The organism is Variovorax palleresanus (assembly GCF_051144945.1).
In the GTDB taxonomy this organism is placed as follows: Bacteria; Pseudomonadota; Gammaproteobacteria; order Burkholderiales; family Burkholderiaceae_C; genus Variovorax; species Variovorax paradoxus_S.
Genome location: NZ_JBJNVP010000002.1, coordinates 4,632,014 through 4,651,331 on the forward strand (window position 1 = coordinate 4,632,014; position 19,318 = coordinate 4,651,331).

General features: G+C 64.4%; 10 protein-coding genes. 7 read left to right on the forward strand and 3 right to left on the reverse strand.

What is annotated here, in order from left to right; genetic code table 11:
- The first annotated feature begins 4 nt into the window (after positions 1-4).
- The 4 genes from glgX (at position 5) to ACJ7Z0_RS25620 (ending at position 9,706) form a co-directional block, all read left to right on the forward strand.
- Positions 5-2,167 carry a glycogen debranching protein GlgX gene (gene glgX / locus ACJ7Z0_RS25605; RefSeq protein WP_434792078.1) on the forward strand — a complete coding sequence of 721 codons (2,163 nt, stop codon included), beginning with the start codon at positions 5-7 and terminating at the stop codon, positions 2,165-2,167.
- Complete coding sequence (gene treZ, locus ACJ7Z0_RS25610) at positions 2,164-4,023, forward strand: malto-oligosyltrehalose trehalohydrolase (RefSeq protein WP_434792079.1); 1,860 nt, start codon at positions 2,164-2,166, stop codon at positions 4,021-4,023. Before glgX ends, treZ begins: the two co-directional genes overlap by 4 nt.
- A complete protein-coding gene (locus ACJ7Z0_RS25615; protein ID WP_434792080.1) occupies positions 4,016-9,073 on the forward strand; it encodes a malto-oligosyltrehalose synthase in 5,058 nt (1,685 codons plus the stop codon). The genes treZ and ACJ7Z0_RS25615 overlap by 8 nt, the downstream gene beginning before the upstream one ends.
- Before the next feature lie 291 nt (positions 9,074-9,364).
- Positions 9,365-9,706, forward strand: a complete 342-nt coding sequence (locus ACJ7Z0_RS25620) for a GrlR family regulatory protein (RefSeq protein WP_434792081.1) — start codon at positions 9,365-9,367, stop codon at positions 9,704-9,706.
- Positions 9,707-10,088: 382 nt separating this feature from the next.
- Here the strand turns inward: ACJ7Z0_RS25620 and ACJ7Z0_RS25625 are convergent, their stop codons facing one another.
- Positions 10,089-10,916, reverse strand: a complete 828-nt coding sequence (locus tag ACJ7Z0_RS25625) for a hypothetical protein (protein WP_434792082.1) — start codon at positions 10,914-10,916, stop codon at positions 10,089-10,091.
- Between the two features lie 1,222 nt (positions 10,917-12,138).
- Between ACJ7Z0_RS25625 and ACJ7Z0_RS25630 the strand changes: the two genes are divergently transcribed.
- The 3 genes from ACJ7Z0_RS25630 (at position 12,139) to ACJ7Z0_RS25640 (ending at position 17,050) form a co-directional block, all read left to right on the forward strand.
- Positions 12,139-16,182, forward strand: coding sequence for an RHS repeat-associated core domain-containing protein (locus ACJ7Z0_RS25630; protein WP_434792083.1), 4,044 nt, complete (start codon positions 12,139-12,141; stop codon positions 16,180-16,182).
- Positions 16,183-16,195: 13 nt separating this feature from the next.
- On the forward strand, positions 16,196-16,477 hold the full coding sequence (locus ACJ7Z0_RS25635) for a hypothetical protein (RefSeq protein WP_434792084.1): 282 nt from the start codon (positions 16,196-16,198) through the stop codon (positions 16,475-16,477).
- Positions 16,478-16,642: 165 nt separating this feature from the next.
- A complete protein-coding gene (locus ACJ7Z0_RS25640) occupies positions 16,643-17,050 on the forward strand; it encodes a hypothetical protein (protein WP_434792085.1) in 408 nt (135 codons plus the stop codon).
- 125 nt (positions 17,051-17,175) lie between these two features.
- On the opposite strand, the gene ACJ7Z0_RS25645 is transcribed toward ACJ7Z0_RS25640, so the two are convergent.
- Together ACJ7Z0_RS25645 and ACJ7Z0_RS25650 are read right to left on the reverse strand one after the other, a co-directional pair.
- Positions 17,176-17,514: a PRC-barrel domain-containing protein gene (locus ACJ7Z0_RS25645; protein ID WP_434792086.1), complete on the reverse strand. Its 339-nt coding sequence runs from the start codon at positions 17,512-17,514 to the stop codon at positions 17,176-17,178.
- Positions 17,515-17,725: 211 nt separating this feature from the next.
- On the reverse strand, positions 17,726-19,318 hold the full coding sequence (locus ACJ7Z0_RS25650; RefSeq protein ID WP_434792087.1) for a hypothetical protein: 1,593 nt from the start codon (positions 19,316-19,318) through the stop codon (positions 17,726-17,728).

Genomic DNA, 19,318 nt, shown 5'->3' on the forward strand with positions numbered 1-19,318 from the left:
ATTCATGACACGCAGCCCACGCAACTCGATCACGGCCGTCTGGCCGGGGCGGCCGTATCCGCGCGGCGCCAACTGGGACGGGGAAGGCGTGAATTTCGCGCTTTTTTCCCAGCACGCACACGGCGTGGAGCTGTGTCTTTTCGACGAGAAGGGCCGCCATGAGATCCAGCGCATCCCGATCCGGGAGCGCACCGACGGCGTGTGGCACTGCTACCTGCCCGAGGCACGACCGGGGCAGGCCTACGGCTACCGCGTGCACGGCCCCTACAAGCCGGAGGAGGGTCACCGCTTCAATGCGCACAAGCTGCTGGTCGACCCCTACGCCAAAGACCTTGTCGGCGAGCTGCGCTGGGGCGATGCGCTCTACGGCTACACGGTGGGCAGCAAGCGCGAAGACCTGTCGTTCGACCGCCGCGACAGCGCGCCGCTGGTGCCCAAGGGCCGCGTGCTGGAGCCCGCCTTCACCTGGGGCGACGACCACCGGCCGTCGGTGCCCTGGCAGGACATGGTGATCTACGAGCTGCACGTGCGCGGCTTCACCATGCGCCACCCCGAGGTTCCGCCCGAGCTGCGCGGCACCTACGGCGGCCTGTGCTGCGCGCCTGTGGTCGACTACCTGAAGCGCCTGGGCGTGACCACCATCGAGCTGCTGCCGGTGCACAGCTTCTTGAACGACCGGCACCTGGCCGAGAAGGGCCTGCAGAACTACTGGGGCTACAACTCGCTGGCCTACTTTGCCCCCGAGACACGCTACAGCGCCTCGGGCAAGGTGAAGGAATTCAAGACCATGGTGAAGACCCTGCACTCGGCAGGCATCGAGGTGATCCTCGACGTGGTCTACAACCACACCTGCGAAGGCAACCAGCTCGGGCCCACGCTCTCGATGCGCGGCGTGGACAACGCCTCCTACTACATCGTCAACGCCGAGCGCCGTCGCTACTACGACGACTTCACGGGCTGCGGCAACACCGTGAATCTCGAGCATCCGCATGCCCTGCAGCTGGTGATGGATTCGCTGCGCTACTGGGCCGAGGAGATGCACGTCGACGGTTTCCGCTTCGACCTGGCCTCGGCACTCGCACGCGAATCGGGCAAGGTCGAGAACCTGGGCGGTTTCTTCGACGCCATTCGTCAGGACCCGACGCTCAACCGCGTCAAGCTCATCGCCGAGCCCTGGGACCTGGGGCACGGCGGCTATCAGGTAGGCAACTTTCCGCTTGGCTGGGCCGAGTGGAACGACCGCTACCGCGACGGCATGCGCGGTTTCTGGAAGGGCGATGCGGGCGTGATCGGCGAGGTCGGCAAGCGGATCTCCGGCTCGGAAGACCTGTACGGCTGGTCGGGCAAGCGGCCCAACGCGAGCATCAACTTCATCACCGCGCACGACGGCTTCACGCTCAACGACCTGGTCTCCTACAACGAGAAGCACAACGAGGCCAACGGCGAAGACAACCGCGACGGAAACAGCCACAACATCTCCTGGAACTGCGGCGCCGAAGGGCCGACCACGGACCCGGAGATAGAAGGCCTGCGCGAGCGCCAGAAGCGCAACCTGCTGGCCACGCTGCTGCTGTCGCAAGGCGTGCCGATGCTGCTGGCCGGCGACGAGCGCGGCCATACGCAAAACGGCAACAACAACGCCTATTGCCAGGACAACGACATCAGCTGGATCGACTGGACGCCGACCCCGGAGCGCCAGGCGCTGATCACCTTCGTGGAGCGCACCATCGCGCTGCGCCGTGCCCACCCCTCGTTCCGGCGGCGCAGCTTCTTTGCCGGCAAGCCCTCCGAGGCCGAGAGCGTGACCGACGTGGTCTGGCTCAAGCCCGACGGTGCCGAGATGCGCCCCGAAGACTGGAGCGACACCAACGCCCGGTGCATTGCGATGTATATGTCCGGCGGCGGCATTGCCGACCGCGGGCCGCGGGGCGAGTCGCAGCACGACGACGATTTTCTGGTGCTGTTCAACGCGCACCACGACGAGATTTCATTCACGCTGCCGGCCGCACGATATGGTGCGTGGCGGTTGCTGCTCGACACCGCCAGCGGCACGCCGCCACCTGCCATCGAGGACGTGGCCGCGCTCGCACCCGCCTGGTCGGAGCCCGCCTATCCGCTGCAATGCCGCTCGCTCGTGGTGCTGAGCCGGCCGGACGTGCGGCCATGAGCCGGGTTCATGAGATGCCCTTCGGTGTCGCGGTGCACGGCGGCGGGGTCGACTTTGCGCTCTGGGCGCCCTCGGCCGACAGCATCGTGCTGCTGCACACGCCGGCCGGCGCGGCGACCGCATCGCACGCCATGCAGCGCAGTGCCGATGGCTGGCACCGCCTCACGCTCGCCGATGCGCGCCACGGCGACAGCTATGCCTACCGCCTGCCCGACGGCACCACCATGCCCGACCCGGCTTCGCGCTTCAATCCGCAAGACGTGCACAAGCCGAGCCAGGTCGTCGATCCGGGCCGCTTCGAATGGACCGACGCGGCCTGGCGCGGCCGCCCCTGGCATGAGGCCGTGGTGTATGAGCTGCACGTGGGCACCTTCACCGAGGAAGGCACTTTCAAGGCCGCGCGCGAGCGGCTTGGCGAACTGGCGGAGCTTGGCATCACCGCCGTCGAGCTCATGCCCCTCGCGGATTTTCCGGGTGCGCGCAACTGGGGCTACGACGGTGTGCTGCAGTTTGCGCCCGATGCCAGCTATGGGACGCCGGACGATCTCAAGGCGCTGGTCGCCGCCGCGCATGCGCTGGGGCTCATGGTGCTGCTCGACGTGGTCTACAACCACTTCGGGCCGGAGGGCAACTACCTGCATGCGTGCTGCCCTGAGTTCTTCAACGCGGCGGAGCGCACGCCCTGGGGCTCGGCCATCAACTTCGACGGCCCCGGTTCGCGCACGGTGCGCGACTTCTTCATTCACAACGCGCTCTACTGGGTGGAAGAATTTCACCTCGACGGCCTGCGCATGGATGCCATCCACGCCATTCGCGATACGTCTCCCAAGCACATCGTGCAGGAGATCCGCGAGGCGCTGAACGCCGGGCCGGCGCGCGATAGGCATGTGCACCTGGTGCTGGAGAACGATGCCAACCAGGCCTCGTTGCTCGCGCGCGATGGCAGCGGCCTGCCCATTGCGGGCACCGCGCAGTGGAACGACGACCTTCACCATGCCGTGCACACGCTGGCCACCGGCGAGCACGACGGCTACTACGCGGACTATGCCGACGACCCGCCGGCCGGCTTTGCGCGCGCGCTGGCCGAGGGCTTCATCTACCAGGGGCAGCCGTCGGCATTTCGCGGCGGAGAACCGCGGGGCGAACCCAGCACGCAGCTGCCGCCTGCGGCCTTCGTGTCTTACCTGCAGACCCACGACCAGGTCGGCAACCGCGCCTTCGGCGAGCGCATTCATGCGCTGGGCGACCCTGTGCTGGTGCGCGCCGCGTTCGCCTGCCTGCTCTTGTCGCCGCACGTGCCCATGTTCTTCATGGGGGACGAGTTCGCGGCCTCCTCGCCGTTTCTTTATTTTTGCGATTTCGGTCCCGAGCTTGCGTCGGCCGTGGCCGAGGGGCGCCGCGCGGAGTTCGGTGGCTTTGCGGCCTTTGCCGATGAGGCGGCTCGCGCGCGCATTCCCGATCCCAATGCCAACGAGACCTTTCTTGCCTCGAAGCTCCGGTGGCGCGAGCGCGGCACGCAGCCGCACTTCGCGCGCTTGTGCGAGGTGCAGAAATTGCTCGACGTGCGCCGGCGCCTTTTGGTGCCGCACTTCGCGGGCGCTCGCCGCGCGGGAAGCCATCGCTGCGAGGAGGGCGTCATTCGAGTCGAATGGGAGCTGGCGGGCAGGCGCCTTCATCTGATCGCCAACTTTGGCGCGCAGCAAGCTCTGCAAGCCGCGGTGCCGCCCGGCGCGGTGATCTACAGCGCGGGTGCCGCAGCCGACGGGGAGCGCCTGCGGCTCGAGCGCGGCGCGGTGCGTGCGACGCTGGAGGAGATGGAGGAGATCGAGGAGATGGAGGGCAGCACCGGTGGCTGATCCGGGTCATTGGTCTCACGACGTGCTGGAGCGCCTGTGTCGGCACCACGGCATTTCGCCAACCTACGTCGACGCGTTTGGAACGCAGCGCCACGCCACGCCCGAGAGCCTGGCCGCGCTGCTGGCCGAGTTCGGCGTGGAGGCGGGTGCTGTTGAAACGGATGCAGCCGGCTCGTCGCCCGTGCCCGCCATGCCGCCGGTGCTGGTGGTGGAGGCGCACACGCCGCACTGGTCGCTGCAGCTGCCGCATCTCTCCGGCAGGCTCCACTGGCGGTTGAGCGACGAGGACGGGCGCTCGCGCCAGGGCGACGCCGACGCAGAGCCGTGGCCGCATGGCAGCTGCACGCTGCAGTTGGCGGAGCCGCTCGCGCCTGGCTATCACTGGCTGCACATCGACGGACTGGTGGGCCGAACCCTGGTCGTCGCTTCGCCCGGCCGCTGCTACCGGCCGCCCGCGGTGCGCGATGGCGGCCGCGTCTGGGGGCCGGCGGTGCAGCTGTACGCGCTGCGTTCGCAGCGCAACTGGGGCATGGGCGATTTTGGCGATCTGGAGGCGTTGATCGACGACATGGCCGGGCAGGGCGCCGATGTGGTCGGGCTGAATCCGCTGCATGCGCTGTTTCCGACCGACCCGCTGCGTGCCAGCCCCTACAGCCCGTCGTCGCGGCAGTGGCTCAACGTGCTGTACATCGACGTCGAGGCGGCCGACGATTTTGCGCACTGCGAGGCCGCGCGCCGGCGTGTGGAGTCGCCCGAGTTCCAGGGCCGGCTCGCGGCGCTGCGGGCTGCGCCGCTGGTCGACCATGCCGGCGTGGCAGCCGCAAAGTTCGAAGTGCTGGAGCTGCTGTTCGAGCACTTTCGCTCGCGCCATCTGCCGCAGGCCGGTGCGCCCGACGAAAGAGGCAAGGCCTTCCTCGCCTTCGTCTCGGCGCAAGGCGAGCCGCTTCGTCAGCACGCGCTTTTCGAAGCGCTGCAGGCCCACTTTGCCGCGGCCGATCCACAGTGCTGGGGCTGGCTCGCATGGCCCGAAGCCTACCGCGAGGCCGATGCGCCCGAGGTGCGGGCCTTCGAGGCGCAGCACGCGGATCGCCTGCAATATCACCAGTACCTGCAGTGGGTGGCCGATTGCCAGCTGGCGCGCGCTGGCGAACGCTGCGCGGCACTTGGCATGGGCATCGGGCTCTACCTGGACCTGGCCGTCTCGGCGGACCGCGGCGGGTCGGACGCGTGGACTGCGCAGCATTGCTTCGCGGTCGGCGCCAGCATCGGCGCGCCGCCCGACGAGTTCAACCCCGCCGGGCAGAACTGGGGACTGCCGCCGCTGCGCCCGGACCGGCTTCGCTCCCATCACTACGAGCCCTTCGTGCAGATGCTGCGCGCCAACATGCGGCATGCGGGCGCGCTGCGCATCGACCACGTGATGGGGTTGATGCGCCTGTTCTGGATTCCGCCGGGGCGCACCGCGCACGACGGTGCCTACGTGCGCTACTCCGTGGAAGAAATGCTGGCCATCGTGGCGGTCGAGAGCCACCGCCATCGCTGCATGGTGGTGGGCGAAGACCTGGGCACGGTGGAAGACGCGATGCGCGAAGCGCTCGCGCGCGCCGATGTGCTGTCCTATCGCCTGTTGTACTTCGAGAAGCAGCACGACGGCGGGTTCACGCCGCCCGAGACCTACCCGGCGGCCGCGCTGGTCGCCATCAGCACGCACGATCTCGCCACGCTGGCGGGCTGGTGGTCGGGCCATGACCTTCGGCTGCGCCTGGCGCTCGGGCTCTTTCCCGACCCGCGGCTGTTCGACGCGCAACTGCTGGGCCGCGCCCAGGAGCGGATCCGCTTGCTGCTGGCCGTGCGCGAGGCGGGCCTGCTGTCGCAGGACGAAGCCGCGCAGGCCCTCGCGCATGCCACGCCTTCGCCGCGGACCATGCAGGCCGCGCATGCCTACCTTGCCGCGGCGCCGTCGGCGCTGATGGTGTTCCAGCTCGAAGACGTGGCCGGCGAGGTGGAGCAGGCCAACATGCCCGGCACCACCGACACGCATCCCAACTGGCGGCGCAAGCTGGTGCCGACCGTGCACGAACTTGCGGCCGGCGACACCATGCGGGGCCTGACCGAACGCCTGCGCGCCGCACGGCCGCGCCGCAGCGCGGCTGCGGAACCGGCGCCGCTGCGGCTTCAGGCGCGCGTGCCGCGGGCCACCTACCGACTTCAGTTTCACAAGGGCTTTGGCTTCGACGACGCCATTCGCGTGCTGCCTTACCTGGCGCAACTCGGCGTGAGCCACGTGTATTGCTCGCCGATCCAGCGGGCCCGCGCGGGCAGCACGCACGGCTACGACGTGGTGGCCCATGCCGAGATCAACCCCGAGCTCGGCGGCGCCGAAGGCTTTGCGCGCTTCGTCGAGGCGCTGCAAGCGAACGGGCTGGGGCAGCTGCTCGACATGGTGCCCAACCACATGGGCGTGCTCGGCGCCGACAACGCGTGGTGGATGGACGTGCTGGAGAACGGCCCGGCCTCGCTGTTCGCGCATCACTTCGACATCGACTGGCAGCCGCTCAACAAGGAGCTGGCCGGCAAGGTGCTGCTGCCGGTGCTTGGCGGCCACTACGGTGAGGTGCTTTCCAGCGGAGAGCTGGTGCTGCACTTCGAAACGGCAGAGGGCAGCTTCGCGCTGCGCTACTTCGACCACCGGTTTCCGCTGGCGCCCGAAACCTATCCCGTGGTGCTGGCGCGCGCGCTGCCGCACCTGAAGGACCCGGCGCTCACCGCGCAACTGGCGAGCCTCTCGACCGCCTTCGGGCACCTGCCCGGCCGCCACGCACAAACGCCTTCCGAATGCACGGAGCGCGTGCGCGACAAGGAACTGTTCAAGGCCCGCCTCGCGCACCTGGCCGAGGCGCATCCGTCGCTGGCGCGCGCCGTGCTGGCTGCGGTGGCCGAGCTCAACCTTGCGTCGCAGGAGGCACGCGACGAGCTGCACAAGCTCATCGACGTGCAGGCCTACCGGCTCGCCTACTGGCGCGTGGCGGCCGACGAAATCAACTACCGGCGCTTCTTCGACATCAACGACCTGGCGGCAGTGCGCATGGAGCGCGAGGAGGTGTTCGAGGCCACGCAATCCTTCGCGCTCGACCTGGCGGCGGCTGGCGCGGTGGACGGCTTGCGCATCGACCATCCCGATGGCCTGTACGACCCCGCGCGCTACTTCAGGCAACTGCAGGAAGGGTATGCGCGCCGCGCGGGCATCGTGCTGCCGGTCACCATGGGCCCGGACGGCCGGCCGCCGCGCCCGCTGTACGTCGTCGCCGAGAAGATCGCCGCCTCGGAAGAAGAAGTGCCGGTCGAATGGCACGTGCACGGCACCACCGGCTACCGCTTTGCCAACGTGGCCAACGGCGTGCTGGTCGACACCGCCGCGGCCACAGCCTTGCGGAAGACGTGGCATGAGTTCACGGGCGAGACGCAGGACTTCGAATCCGTGGCCCGGTCGAGCAAGCGCGAGGTCATGCGCAATGCGCTGTCGTCGGAACTGAACGTGCTCTCCACCGAGCTGCTCAGGATTGCGAGGGCCGACCGCAGCACGCGCGACTACACGCTCAATGCGTTGCGCCGCGCGCTCACGGGCGTGGCGGCATGCATGCCCGTGTACCGCACTTACATCGTCGAGGCGCCGTCCGCCCAAGACGCGCATTTCATCGACGCCGCCACCGAGTCGGCCGAGCACCAGAGCCGCGATGCCGACCGCTCCGTCTTCGCCTTTGTGCGACGCGCGTTGCGCGGCGAGGCGGCCGAGCATGCGACACCCGCGCTGGCCGAACGCGTGCGGCGCTTCGCCATGCGCTTTCAGCAGTTCAGCGCGCCGGTCGCGGCCAAGGGTGTGGAGGACACCTCGTTCTATCGCTACTTTCCACTCAGTTCGCTCAACGAAGTGGGCGGCGAGCCCGACCATTTCGGCTTCGACGTTGCCGAGTTTCACCTGCTCAGCGCCGACCGCGCTTTGCACTGGCCGCACACCATGCTCGCGACCTCGACGCACGACAACAAGCGTTCGGAAGACGTGCGCAACCGCATCGGCGTGCTCTCCGAAATACCCGGCGAGTGGCGCGATGCGCTGGCGCGCTGGCACGCGCTCTGCCATGGCGGGCACGAGGCTGCTGCGCCTTCCCGCGCTGACGAATACCTGCTGTACCAGACCCTGCTCGGCACCTTGCCCTTCGGCGGCCTCGATGCGGCCGCAGTGCCGGCGTATGCCGCGCGCATCTGGCAGTACATGCAGAAGGCCGCGCGCGAAGCCAAGCTCCATACGCGCTGGACCCAGCCCGACCCGAACTACGAAGCCGCGCTCGAAGACCTGGTGAAAAGGATTCTCTCGGGCCGTTCAGCGGATGCGTGTCTTGCGAACATCCAGCGCATGGCCGATCGCCTGTCGTGGTTCGGCGCATGGAACGGCTTGACCCTCACGCTGCTGAAGTACGCCTCGCCCGGCGTGCCCGATCTCTACCAAGGCAGCGAGCTTATCGACCTGAGCCTGGTCGACCCCGACAACCGGCGGCCGGTGGACTATGAACTGCGCAGCCGGCGGCTGGACCAACTTCAAGCGATGGCAGGCGAGACCTACCTTCCCGCGCGCGTGCAGGCGCTCGCCGCGGCGCCGCACGACGGGGGCGCGAAGCTGTGGTTCATCTGGCGGATGCTGTCGATGCGGCACGAGAACGCGGAGCTTTTTCGTGAAGGCGGATATGAAGGACTGGCGGTCGAAGGGCCGCTGGCGCGGCATGTGGTGGCCTTTGCGCGGAGGCACGAAGGGCGGTCGCTGGTGGTGATGGCGGGGCGGTTGTTTGCCGGCATTGCGCCGACTGGGGCGGATGGTGTGGTACCGATGCTTCCCGATGCGAGCGCTTGGCGGGGGACGAAGGTTGTGCTGCCTGAGGGGTTCGGAAGTGCGGAATTGGAGAACGTGCTTAGCGGGGAGTCGCTAACGGTCAACGGCAATGTCGTTTCGCTCGACGAGGCGTTTTGTCGCATGCCTTGGGCTGCATTCAAAAGCTGAGTTCCTGGTTCATCGGCCGGCTTGACAGTCGTGCCGCGACAACAGTGCTCGCGAACTTATTGCCATTGGCTCTTTGGCGGCTCCAGTGTTGAAGGCGGCGGCTGCGGATTCGTCTCAATGTCAATCCGCTGGAGGCGCGCTTTCTTGTCGCAAGGCAAATATTGAGTTTGTGGCGCAGAGGGGCGCAGTAGAGCGCCAGAGATTCTCAACAGGCGACGCAGCCTGTGCGGCAATTGTTGCCGGCCGTAGAACCCCTTATCCTCAGGTTTTCACCCAACCCGAGGAGAGAGCATGGCGGTTTCTGGTTTTTTCAAGGTCCAGTTCAGCGCTCTGGCGCCTGGAGCTGGTGGCGTAGTTTCGGTTGAGGATGGCAAAGTCCGAGGTGGCGACAACCAATACCTCTACTCTGGAACATTCGCGGCCACTGATGCCGGTGCCACGGCAACACTGCGAGTGAAGGCGCACACTCCGAACGCAAAGGATGTCTTTGGTGGCACAGGCGCTTCGTTCAACCTCAGCCTGACAGGGCAGATCGACGACACGAAATTCTCGTTCACCGGTCCGTCGCCCAGGCCGGGAAGCCCGCCCATCACGATTCAAGGGACGAGGGTCGCTCAATTAGATCTGCTCTAAACCGTTCCCCGCCACGCGAACCCGCCCAGTCTTTGGACTCGGCGGGTTTCTTTATTTTTGAGGTGTTCCATGGGCAGACTGATCGCTTGAGCTTTTCGCGTTTTGACAGGCAAGCCCAATGAGCAACTGTCCGAACACCGGCATTGGAATTTCTTTGTGACTCGTTCCCGAATCAAGGCGTGCTGGCGCACGTTGTGCGCCTGGCTGCGTGTAGTGCAGGCCCCAGCAGACGGTGGGCAAACCGTTGGCCACCAGGAAGTCCGTCGGGACCGGCGGGCGGAATGGACAGGCTTAGAAAGCACGTCTGTGTGAGGCTACCCGAAGAGTGGCGGGGCGCCGCGCCAGGTCAAAGACTCTAGCGTCAAGGCAATCAAACCTGTTGTTATTTGATAGGAATGGTTGCGCGTTCCAGTCCGGTGGAAATAGATTCCCGCCCAGTAGACCTCTTCCCGGCTATTGAGGAAAAGCCTGGGAGAGAGTATTTGTCCCTCGACACCATATTTTTGATGGTGACTTCGTCTGCTGGGGGCAAGAACTGAACTGCGGGCACATGCATTTTGTTCATAAAAGGCCCTCGAAGTGAGACGTTCGCGCGATAGTATTCGCCGCTGGCGCTGTCATCTTTCTTCCAAGTACCTTTTGCGTTGACAATTCCATAATTGCCTTCGGCGAGCTTTTTTGCCTTGGTGAATCGATTGACGGTAACCTTGGTGAGGGTTACTCCGGATACACACCAATAGCGGGTTGTTGGTCCAAATGACGCGGGTGTATTTTGTTGGCACCATTCCAGATTCACCGCGTCATCAGTGATCGAAACGATTTCCTCAACAATAATTTCATCCATAGTGGATTTGCTTCTGCCGGCCTTCAGGAATCCAGCTATGGAGCCTTCCAACTCAAACTCACCTTCGATCTTGTTTTTAAAAACGAAGGAGCTTTTTAGGTCTACCTTTTTTGCAGTTGTGGGCAATCCCGTTGGTCGACCGGCGGTATCGAGTACGCTCCCATTCTGGTAGACGTATGTGCCAATTACCGAGTCTATTGAACTTCTCCATACGCTGGTTTCTGAGTCAGGCAAGAAGGTGCGGCTGTTGTAGCTTTGAAGCGCAGCGTCTGTTGTGAAGTTCGTGTTCGCTTGGCTATTAGTGACCACGAAAAGAGCCAGACCCAGGATAAAGGCTATGCGTGTCTGATGGTGGATGGTTTTCATGTGTTTGCGCCAGTGGTGAAGGGTGCATACAACCTATCACTGTTTGTACGTTTTGTAATCACCTGAAGCGGTGGGCAACTTGCGCCGACGCTTTGACGTTGTTTGGGCTCGGGTAGTCCATGAGCTTCCCACCCTCAAGCCCAGGCTCGGCATGACCGCTAGGTACGACAACACCGACAGCCGCATGCGTGGCCGGAAGCCGCAGGAGCGTCGCCTGAGGGTGTGGAGCAAAGATCTTCGATGCGCGATGTGCCGCACGTTGACCGACTTCCCCGCAGGCTTCCAGCTTGATCACAAGGTGCCTCTCTTTAAGGGAGGCAAGGAGAGAGTCGCTGAAGCTGGCCTCCGACCTGAGCGGCGTGTCGCTCGACAAGGTGGCCACCGCGTCGGTCAAGCTCACATCGGAACTTCGAAGACCCCTCGGCGATTGGTCAAAGCAGTAGCTCGAGCGCTGATCGAAGAGGCGCGGACGGCCGGACAGTCGTGCCGCGACAACAGCACCCGCGAACTTTCATATTCATTTCGACCGAGAAGTGCGAACGACTTTTGAACTGTCGTTGGTTGGCTGCAGCCTTTCGGCTAATCTGAAACAACTTGTACGGAATGCGCTGCGTGGCAGCGCATGTCACCTGAGGGGTGATCGACCGGACGCCAAAACATTGACCATCACGTACGCATAAAGAGTCCACCGTCAATGTTCTGACATGTAGGCAAAAAAATGAGGGAGCGGGCGATGAGGGTTTCAAATGCGGTACTGGGCGGCATTGCTCATGTTCTTCGCGTGATCGCTGCGTGGATGCTGTGTGTGGTTTCTGCGTCCTCTTGGGCGTTGATCCCGGCGTCTGATGTCTGGTTCTATAACGGCGGGGCCTATGGCAGTCCTGATTCAGTCGGGAACAATTTTGCGTCGGCTAGCGCTGCCTGTGATGCCTATGTGACTGCGCAACAAGCTCGGCTCCCCAGTTGGGTGTTTGGCACGGGGTCCATAGGTGCCGCCGCGCTACCTCCGAATTACTATGGTGATTTCAAATGCACTGTCTACGCAGACACACAATACGTGAGCCATGTAGGCCCGATGGAGGTAGGGCTTTATAAGGTCGGTGGTGGCGCATGCCCTGCAAATAGCACCGCTGTAACTGGTGGCTGCAAGTGCAAAAATGGCACTCAAGAGGACGGCTCTCAAACGTCCTGCCTTCCGGCTGCTCCTCAGCCAGCCATGTGCATGGCTGGCGGATTGGAAGGCAACCCCATTTTGCCGTCCACGGCCGAGAAGTACCGCTTCGAAACCGACTGGTCCGACTCCAGCTCCGGGGCCTTGTCCTTCACGCGCACCTACCGCAGCAACTGGGCCAGTGATTCGAGCCGGACCAGCAATCCACTCGGTCAAGTCTGGTCGCATAACTTCAGCACCAAGCTGGTTGCTACGCCCAGCACTGCTCCCTTGGGCGTCGCCATCACCACCGGCGAAGGGTATGTGCGCACCTTCGGCAAAGCATCAGGTGCCACTACCTGGATCGCCAGCAACAGCGCCGACACCCTGACGCAACTCTCCTCGGGCACCTGGAGCTACCACCGCGCCGACGACGACACCACGCTCAGCTTCGACGGTTCCGGCAAGCTGCAGACCGTAGCGGATCGCAACGGCTGGGTCACTGTCTACACCTACAACGGTGCCGGCCAACTGGCCTCTGTCACAAACGGATTCGGGCGCACCCTCGCGCTTGCGTACAACAGCGCGGGCCAGTTGACCACCGTCACGACCCCGGATGCGCGCGTCATCGCCTACGCCTACGACAGCACCGGTCGCCTGGTCTCGGTCGTGTACCCCGACGGCAAGGGCCGCAATTTCGTCTACGAGAACGCTTCATTCCCCCAAGCGCTGACCGGCATCTTTGATGAAGCCGGTGTCCGCTGGGGCACGTTCGCGTATGACAGCACGGGCCGTGCGATCAGTACCCAGCTCGCAGGCTCGGTTGACAGTTATCAAGTCAGCTATCCGTCCTCAAGTTCCGCCACAGTGGTCGATCCGCTCGGCACGAGCCGCAACTACAGCTATGGCACCACGCTGGGCAAGCTCGCCGTCACTGGAGGCTCGCTGCCCTCGGGCGAAGGCAAGAGCGATGCCGCCAGCCGCGTGCAGGACATCAACGGCCTCATAACCTCCCAGACCGACTTCAAGGGGGTAGTCACGACCACCACCTGGGACGTCACGCGCCGCCTGCCGACCACCGTGGTCTACGCCTCCGGCACCCCCGACGCGCAGACCGTCACAACCCAATGGCATGCGACCTTCGTTTTGCCGGTGTTGGTCACCGAGTCCGGCCGTACCACCGCCTACACCTACGACGCTTTGGGCAACATGCTCACGCGAACGGTCACCGACACCGCCACCAGCAAAGCCCAGCTCTGGCAGTGGACCTACAACGCCCAGCAACTGGTGGCCACGGCGACGGAGCCCAACGGCGCCGTCACCAGCTACACCTACGACCCTCGGGGCAACGTCCTCACATCGACCAACGCCCTGGGCCACGTCACCAGCTACACCTACGACAGCGCCAACCGCGTCGTGAGTTCGACGGCCCCCAATGGCCTGGCCACCACCTACACCTACGATGCCCGCGACCGCCTGTTGACCCAGACCACCGGCGGCCAGACCACGGTCCTGACCTACAAGCCCTACGGCAGCGTCGAATCGATCACGCTGCCCACCGGCCTGGCGCTCACCTACACCTACGACGCCGCCCACCGCCTCACCGGCTGGAGCAACAACCGTGGCGAGTCTGGGCTCTACACCCTGGACGGCATGGGCAACCGCACCACCGAGCAGATCAAGGACAGCGCCGGCAATGTCGCGTGGAACGCCGCGCGCACCATCAACACCATCAACCGGCTGTCCGCGAAGACCGAAGGCCCCAACCAGGCGAGTTCCTTCGGCTACGACGCCAACGGCGAACTCACACGCACCACCAACGCCCTGAACCAGAGCACCCAGTACGGCCTGGACGGCCTGCGCCGCGTCAAGGCTGTGACCGATGTGATCAATAGTGCGACCGCATCGGTGAAGTACAACGCCCTGGACGCCGTCACCGAAGCCAAGGACTTCAAGGGCGTGGCCACCACCTACGCACGCGATGCCCAGGGCAATGCCACCGCAGAGGCCAGCGCCGACATCGGCAGTACCAGTACCCAGTACGACAACCTCGGCCTGCCCAGCCAGACCACCGATTCTTTGGGTCAGGCGACCACCATCACCCGCGATGCACTGGGCCGTCCCACCGGCCTCGTCTTCGCCGACGGCAAGACCACCACCCTGCGCTACGACCTCACGGCCAACAGCAAGGGCTACCTCTCGGAGATCGTCGACCGCAGCGGCACCACCGAGTACACCCGCGACACCTTCGGCCGGGTCACCCTGAAGAAGCAGACTCTCGCGAACGGCAGCGTGCAGCAGGTCAGTTACAGCTACCACCCTAACGGCACCCTGGCGAGCATCGGCTACCCGAACGGCGGTGGGCTGCTCGCGCACAGCTACGACAGCACCGGCCGCCTCACGGGCCTGAGCCTGAACGGCAATCCGCTGGTCACCGGCATTGCCTGGAACCCGCTGGGCCAGCCCACCGCCTGGAGCTGGGCCTTTGCTTCCCCCGGCCTCGCGGCCAGCCGCAGCTACGACACCGCGGGCCGCATGACCGCCACCGAGTTCAGCAGCTACGTCTACGATGCTGCAGGGCGAATCAGTAGCCTGACCCAAAACCTTTATCGGCCTGGTGATGGTGACCCGACGCACAGCACCATTGCGAACAGCAACATCAGTTGGAGCACGTTCTTCAGTGCGACCGGTCGCTTACGCCAATTCGATACCTCCGGCGATACAGCGGCGTTCACCTACGACTTCAATGGCAACCGCGCTACCAGCATTCGGGTGCTCAACGGCCAGACCACCAGCCGCACCTACACCGTGGGCGCCACCAGCAACCAGCTCACCGGCTTCACCCAGAACATCAACGGCGCCAGCAGCACCAGCGTCACCTACGGCTACAACGCCAACGGCGACCTCGTGAGCGACGGCCTGCGCAGCTACACCTACGACGCCGAGGGCCGCCTGGCCGCGGCCACCACCGGCGCCACCGACGTGAGCCCGACCACGCGCTACGCGCACAACGCGCTGGGCCAGCGGGTGTTCAAGACCGAGCCGCTGTACCCGCCCAGCCAGGGCGACGAGGCCGACCCGGGCTTCATGCAGAGCCTGATCGCGTTCTTCACGAAGCTGTGGAGCCCGAGCACAACCCAGGCCGAGCAGCTGGGCTATGCCTATGTCTACGACGAGCAGGGCACGCTGATCTCGGAGGCTGGCAGCGGAGGCGCCAACAGCGCGGGGCAGGCCAGCTACATCTACCTGCCGACGGCGAACGGGCCGATGCCGATTGCGGCCGTGATCAATGGCGCCACCTATGCGGTGCACAGCGACCACCTGAACACGCCGCGCAAGCTCAGCAATGCCGACGGACAACCCGTCTGGCAGTGGAGCTACAGCGCGTTCGGGGAGGACAAGCCGACGATTGCGAAGAATCGGTTCGCCAACCTCGAGATCACGCCGAACCCCGGCACCACCAGCCTGTCGGAGGTGAAGTTCAACCTTCGGTATCCGGGGCAGTATGCGGATGAGGAGAGTGGGCTGTTCTACAACTACTTCCGCAGCTACGACGCGAGGACCGGGCGGTACAGCCAGCCGGATCCGATCGGGCTTAAAGGAGGATGGAACCGGTTTGGATATGTGAACGAAAACCCGCTGGGTGATACTGATCCACTAGGGCTATGCGGTAAAGATACAAGCTCATGCATGAGCGGGCCTAACAACCCATGGAAGACAAATCCTAGATACCACGAATATGAAACTGACATGGTCGTGTGCAGGCTCTCGGCAACCTGCACAAGAGACTCGGTGTTCAAGGCTGTGAAAGAGTTTCCGACGCCTGCCGGTCCTGTTCCTGGCGGAGTGAACAGTTGCGGCATCTCTGACATCGGAGGCAATAAGGTCGAGCACTTCGTGGACGAGGAAAACTATGGCGTGTTCAACATCGCAATGCCGGGGCATATGTTTGAACCTGGGTACGTCCTTCGGAATGTGTTCGTCGATGCGAATGGCAACGTCATCTTGCGCACGTACGGAGAAGGAACGGGGGGGTGGCGAGGTTTTAATAATTGGTTTGGAAAACATGGTTGGCCTTTGGTCGATCAGCGAATTCCGAAGGCCGTAAGGCGATAAGGAGCAGATATACATGGGTGGCGAAAACCTATTCATCATCGCGGCACTGCTAGGTGGAGCAATGCTTCTGTACTTGGCGTACCGAAGTCTGCGAACTTCCACGCGCGCATATGCACTGCCAACACTGGTGTTCTCAATCGGGGTCGGGATTTGGTCGGCGCACGACATGCCATTGCACAGTTATCACATCTATTTTTTTGTGGGCTTCTTGTTGGGGGCGGTGGTATTCAATTTGCATGCGAGAGCGATCAAGGCGCTTCTCAATCACAAGGAAAAGGACCATTTGACCGGTTGAACCGGAATGCTATGGCGCCAAACGGCAATCGTCTCAGCAGCAATGAGAGAAATCGGCGGCCAGATGCCCAGGATGGATCAGTAGCCGGGGCGAAACGAAAGTACATCCGTTGACCCAAGGGTTGATGGATGCCGTGATTGGCATCTTTAAGAAATGAGGAATTGGATGAAGATGGCCATCGTTGAACCTTTGTGGCTTCGTCTTCACGCGGCGCTGTTAGCGTTCTCGGAGAAACTTGAGAAGATCGACTCGTCGTTGATCTGCGATCTTGGGCGTATCCAGAACGATGCGTTTCTACTTAGAGCTTACTTGGCCTTCCGACGAGGTGCCGGTAACGAAGAAGTCGCTATCACAGTGGATGTCCAGAGCGATGGCAAGCAGATGAAGATTGAGTCAGATGCCTGCAAAGACGACGGTACGGTCTTGGCGGTCGGGCCCTTTGCCGAGATTCAACTGTCTGAGGACGATCTGGGTGTTCAGCATGCCCTTGACGGTTGGGTGCGTGAGTTTGAGCAGTTCCTGTCGGATAGCGAGACAGAGATCGTCGCGGCCGCTTCTCGTTTGGACAATTGAATTCCCGGATAGGCATGTCGCAAGTGCAACCCTAAAAAGGGGGCGATGGTGGAGTGCACGATCAGGCTGCTTCAGCGTATAGAGAAGACGGCCGCAGTCCTCCCAACCCTGCGGCCCGCTTCCTCCTACAGCCCGTAATACTTGTCGATGGTCCCGCTGTACCTGTCGTCGTAGTCAGGCACACGGTCGCTCGCATAGCGCGGCGCGCCGTCGATCTGCTCCTTGGTCAACGGCACTACGTAGCCGTCCTGCGAAGTGTCGTACTTCAGCATGGACCAGGGGAGGGGATAGCGGTCGGTGCCAATGCCGAGGAAGCCGCCGAACTCCAAGACGGCGTAGCGGACCTGGCCCGAGATCTTGTCGATCATGAGATCGTCGATGCTGCCGAGCTTGTCTCCCGCCGCGTTGTAGACGGATGTTCCCTCGACACGTTCTGAAGAAATAACTGGATTGGCGCTTGCCATGGAAGTAAGTCTCCGGCCGCCATCTCTGGGGAATGACGGCGTTGGTTGCAATGCCCAGACATGCCACTTTGGGTCCGGAAAATTCCCGCCGCATCGGCCAAAAGATCGTCGTGTTGTAGGAGGCTGTCTGGCACCGGGGGCAGAACTCGGACCGGGCTTTTTCGGCCCGCTGTTGCTGCTGCTGCGTGTGTGCCTTGCCGACAGGTTGGCGTCAAAGCAAGACGAGCAACACCAGGCATGCAGTGGTCAAGCCCACTTCCAACATTTCCTTGCCCGACATGCTGCGCAGCCGCCGTGCGGTCAGGGTCACCAGCGGCAGCAGAAGGGCGAGGCCGATCCAGCGGTCCAGCGGTACGAGGCAGGTGCGTGCGAGTGCCCACAGCCAGGCGCAGTGGGCGAGAAAGACCCAGAACTCTGCGCGGCTGGTCGTGGAGGTCAGGTCCAGCGCATTGCGCCAGCCTTTGGCCACGGCGTCCCACCAGTCGATCTGCTCTATGTCCAGCAGCTTTTGCAGACCGTGCAGCGCCAGCACGCACAGCAGAATGGGCCCGAAGTAGACACCCCACAAGGCGATGCCGGTGTACAGCGGATGGCCGTAGCCGGTGCCACCACCGCCCAGGCTCGCGGTGGCCAGCACCGTAAGGCCCGTGCCGGCCAGCAGCGTGCCCGCCGCCACGGCGAACTTCGGCATGCCCACGCGCAGCAGGCCGCGCCCGCCGGCAAACAAGGCAAGCGCGAGCACGGTGGCGGCCAGGAAGTACTTCAGCGCCGCAGCAGACGACTTCCAGCCCTGGTGGGGCCGCGCGGCCCAACGGCTCGACACGGGCGGCTCCAGCGGGAGGGCGCCGGGCGCCCATTGCCGCGCAGGCTCTTGGCGTGCCGTCAACAGCCGCCGGCCCCAGTCTTCGGCTTGCGGCGCGAGTTCCGTCAGCGCCAGTTCCAGGTGATACAGGCGCCGTGCGTTGTCCAGATCGTGCGGCACCAGAAACGGCTTTGTTGCGGTGGCGCCGGCCGCCATGAGCGCTGGCAATTGCTCGCGCCAATACGCGGGGGCGGGCTGCGCCTCGCACGCCAATGGCCCGGATGCCTCGCCGGGCTGCACCATGGTCACCGCATTGGCCTGCATGACGCTCAGGTTGTGTTCCGGTCGATCCCACGCGCAGGCAAAGGCCAGGCCGCCGAGCCCGGTGCCGGGCGCACCGCCCAGAATGATGTCGGGCCGAAAAACGGGAAGCGGCTGCGTGGAGGTGTTGGCCAGGCGCAGCGCCAGCATCAGGCGAACCCTGCCGTCGGCGGCCGGCGCAGCCCACAGGCCGGGCGCGATGGGCTGCATGTCGCGCCTCTCAATCGCGAAGAAGGGCGTGCGCGCGGCCCCGGTCTCCCACCGTGGGGCCAGCCCCTGGTTGAGCGCGCCTTGCCAGGCGGCGCGAAAGGGTGCGTCGAGCACGTCGCTTCGCGTGTGGCCACGGGCAATCGCGGCGGCCACGGTGTCTTTCGGGGCGGGTGCCATGCCGGGCAGTTGGCGCTTCAATGACTCCCAGACGCCGGGCCGGGGCGCGGGTGCAGCGGCCGGGCCAGTGATCTGGGCCACATACGCATGCAGGAGGTCGCGGCGCAAGTCCTCCACCTCGGCAGCGGGCGCGTCGGCGCTGCGCAACATGCGAATGAGAAAGAAGGCCTGGGCTGCATTGCCGCCCACTGTCGTTTCGCGCAGGGCGGCGGTGAATTCGGTGGGCCCCGACGCAAAGGCCAATGCCGGCAGGCAGAGCAAGACACAGAGGATGCGGCGCAGGTAGTGCGTCAT

Excerpts from the sequence above, each read along its gene's own strand:
- ACJ7Z0_RS25625 (WP_434792082.1), bottom strand. The coding sequence starts at position 10,916 with ATGAAAACCATCCACCATCAGACACGCATAGCCTTTATCCTGGGTCTG.
- ACJ7Z0_RS25635 (WP_434792084.1), top strand. The coding sequence starts at position 16,196 with ATGGGTGGCGAAAACCTATTCATCATCGCGGCACTGCTAGGTGGAGCA.
- glgX (WP_434792078.1), top strand. The coding sequence starts at position 5 with ATGACACGCAGCCCACGCAACTCGATCACGGCCGTCTGGCCGGGGCGG.
- ACJ7Z0_RS25640 (WP_434792085.1), top strand. The coding sequence starts at position 16,643 with ATGAAGATGGCCATCGTTGAACCTTTGTGGCTTCGTCTTCACGCGGCG.
- treZ (WP_434792079.1), top strand. The coding sequence starts at position 2,164 with ATGAGCCGGGTTCATGAGATGCCCTTCGGTGTCGCGGTGCACGGCGGC.
- ACJ7Z0_RS25630 (WP_434792083.1), top strand. The coding sequence starts at position 12,139 with ATGGCTGGCGGATTGGAAGGCAACCCCATTTTGCCGTCCACGGCCGAG.
- ACJ7Z0_RS25620 (WP_434792081.1), top strand. The coding sequence starts at position 9,365 with ATGGCGGTTTCTGGTTTTTTCAAGGTCCAGTTCAGCGCTCTGGCGCCT.
- ACJ7Z0_RS25650 (WP_434792087.1), bottom strand. The coding sequence starts at position 19,318 with ATGACGCACTACCTGCGCCGCATCCTCTGTGTCTTGCTCTGCCTGCCG.
- ACJ7Z0_RS25645 (WP_434792086.1), bottom strand. The coding sequence starts at position 17,514 with ATGGCAAGCGCCAATCCAGTTATTTCTTCAGAACGTGTCGAGGGAACA.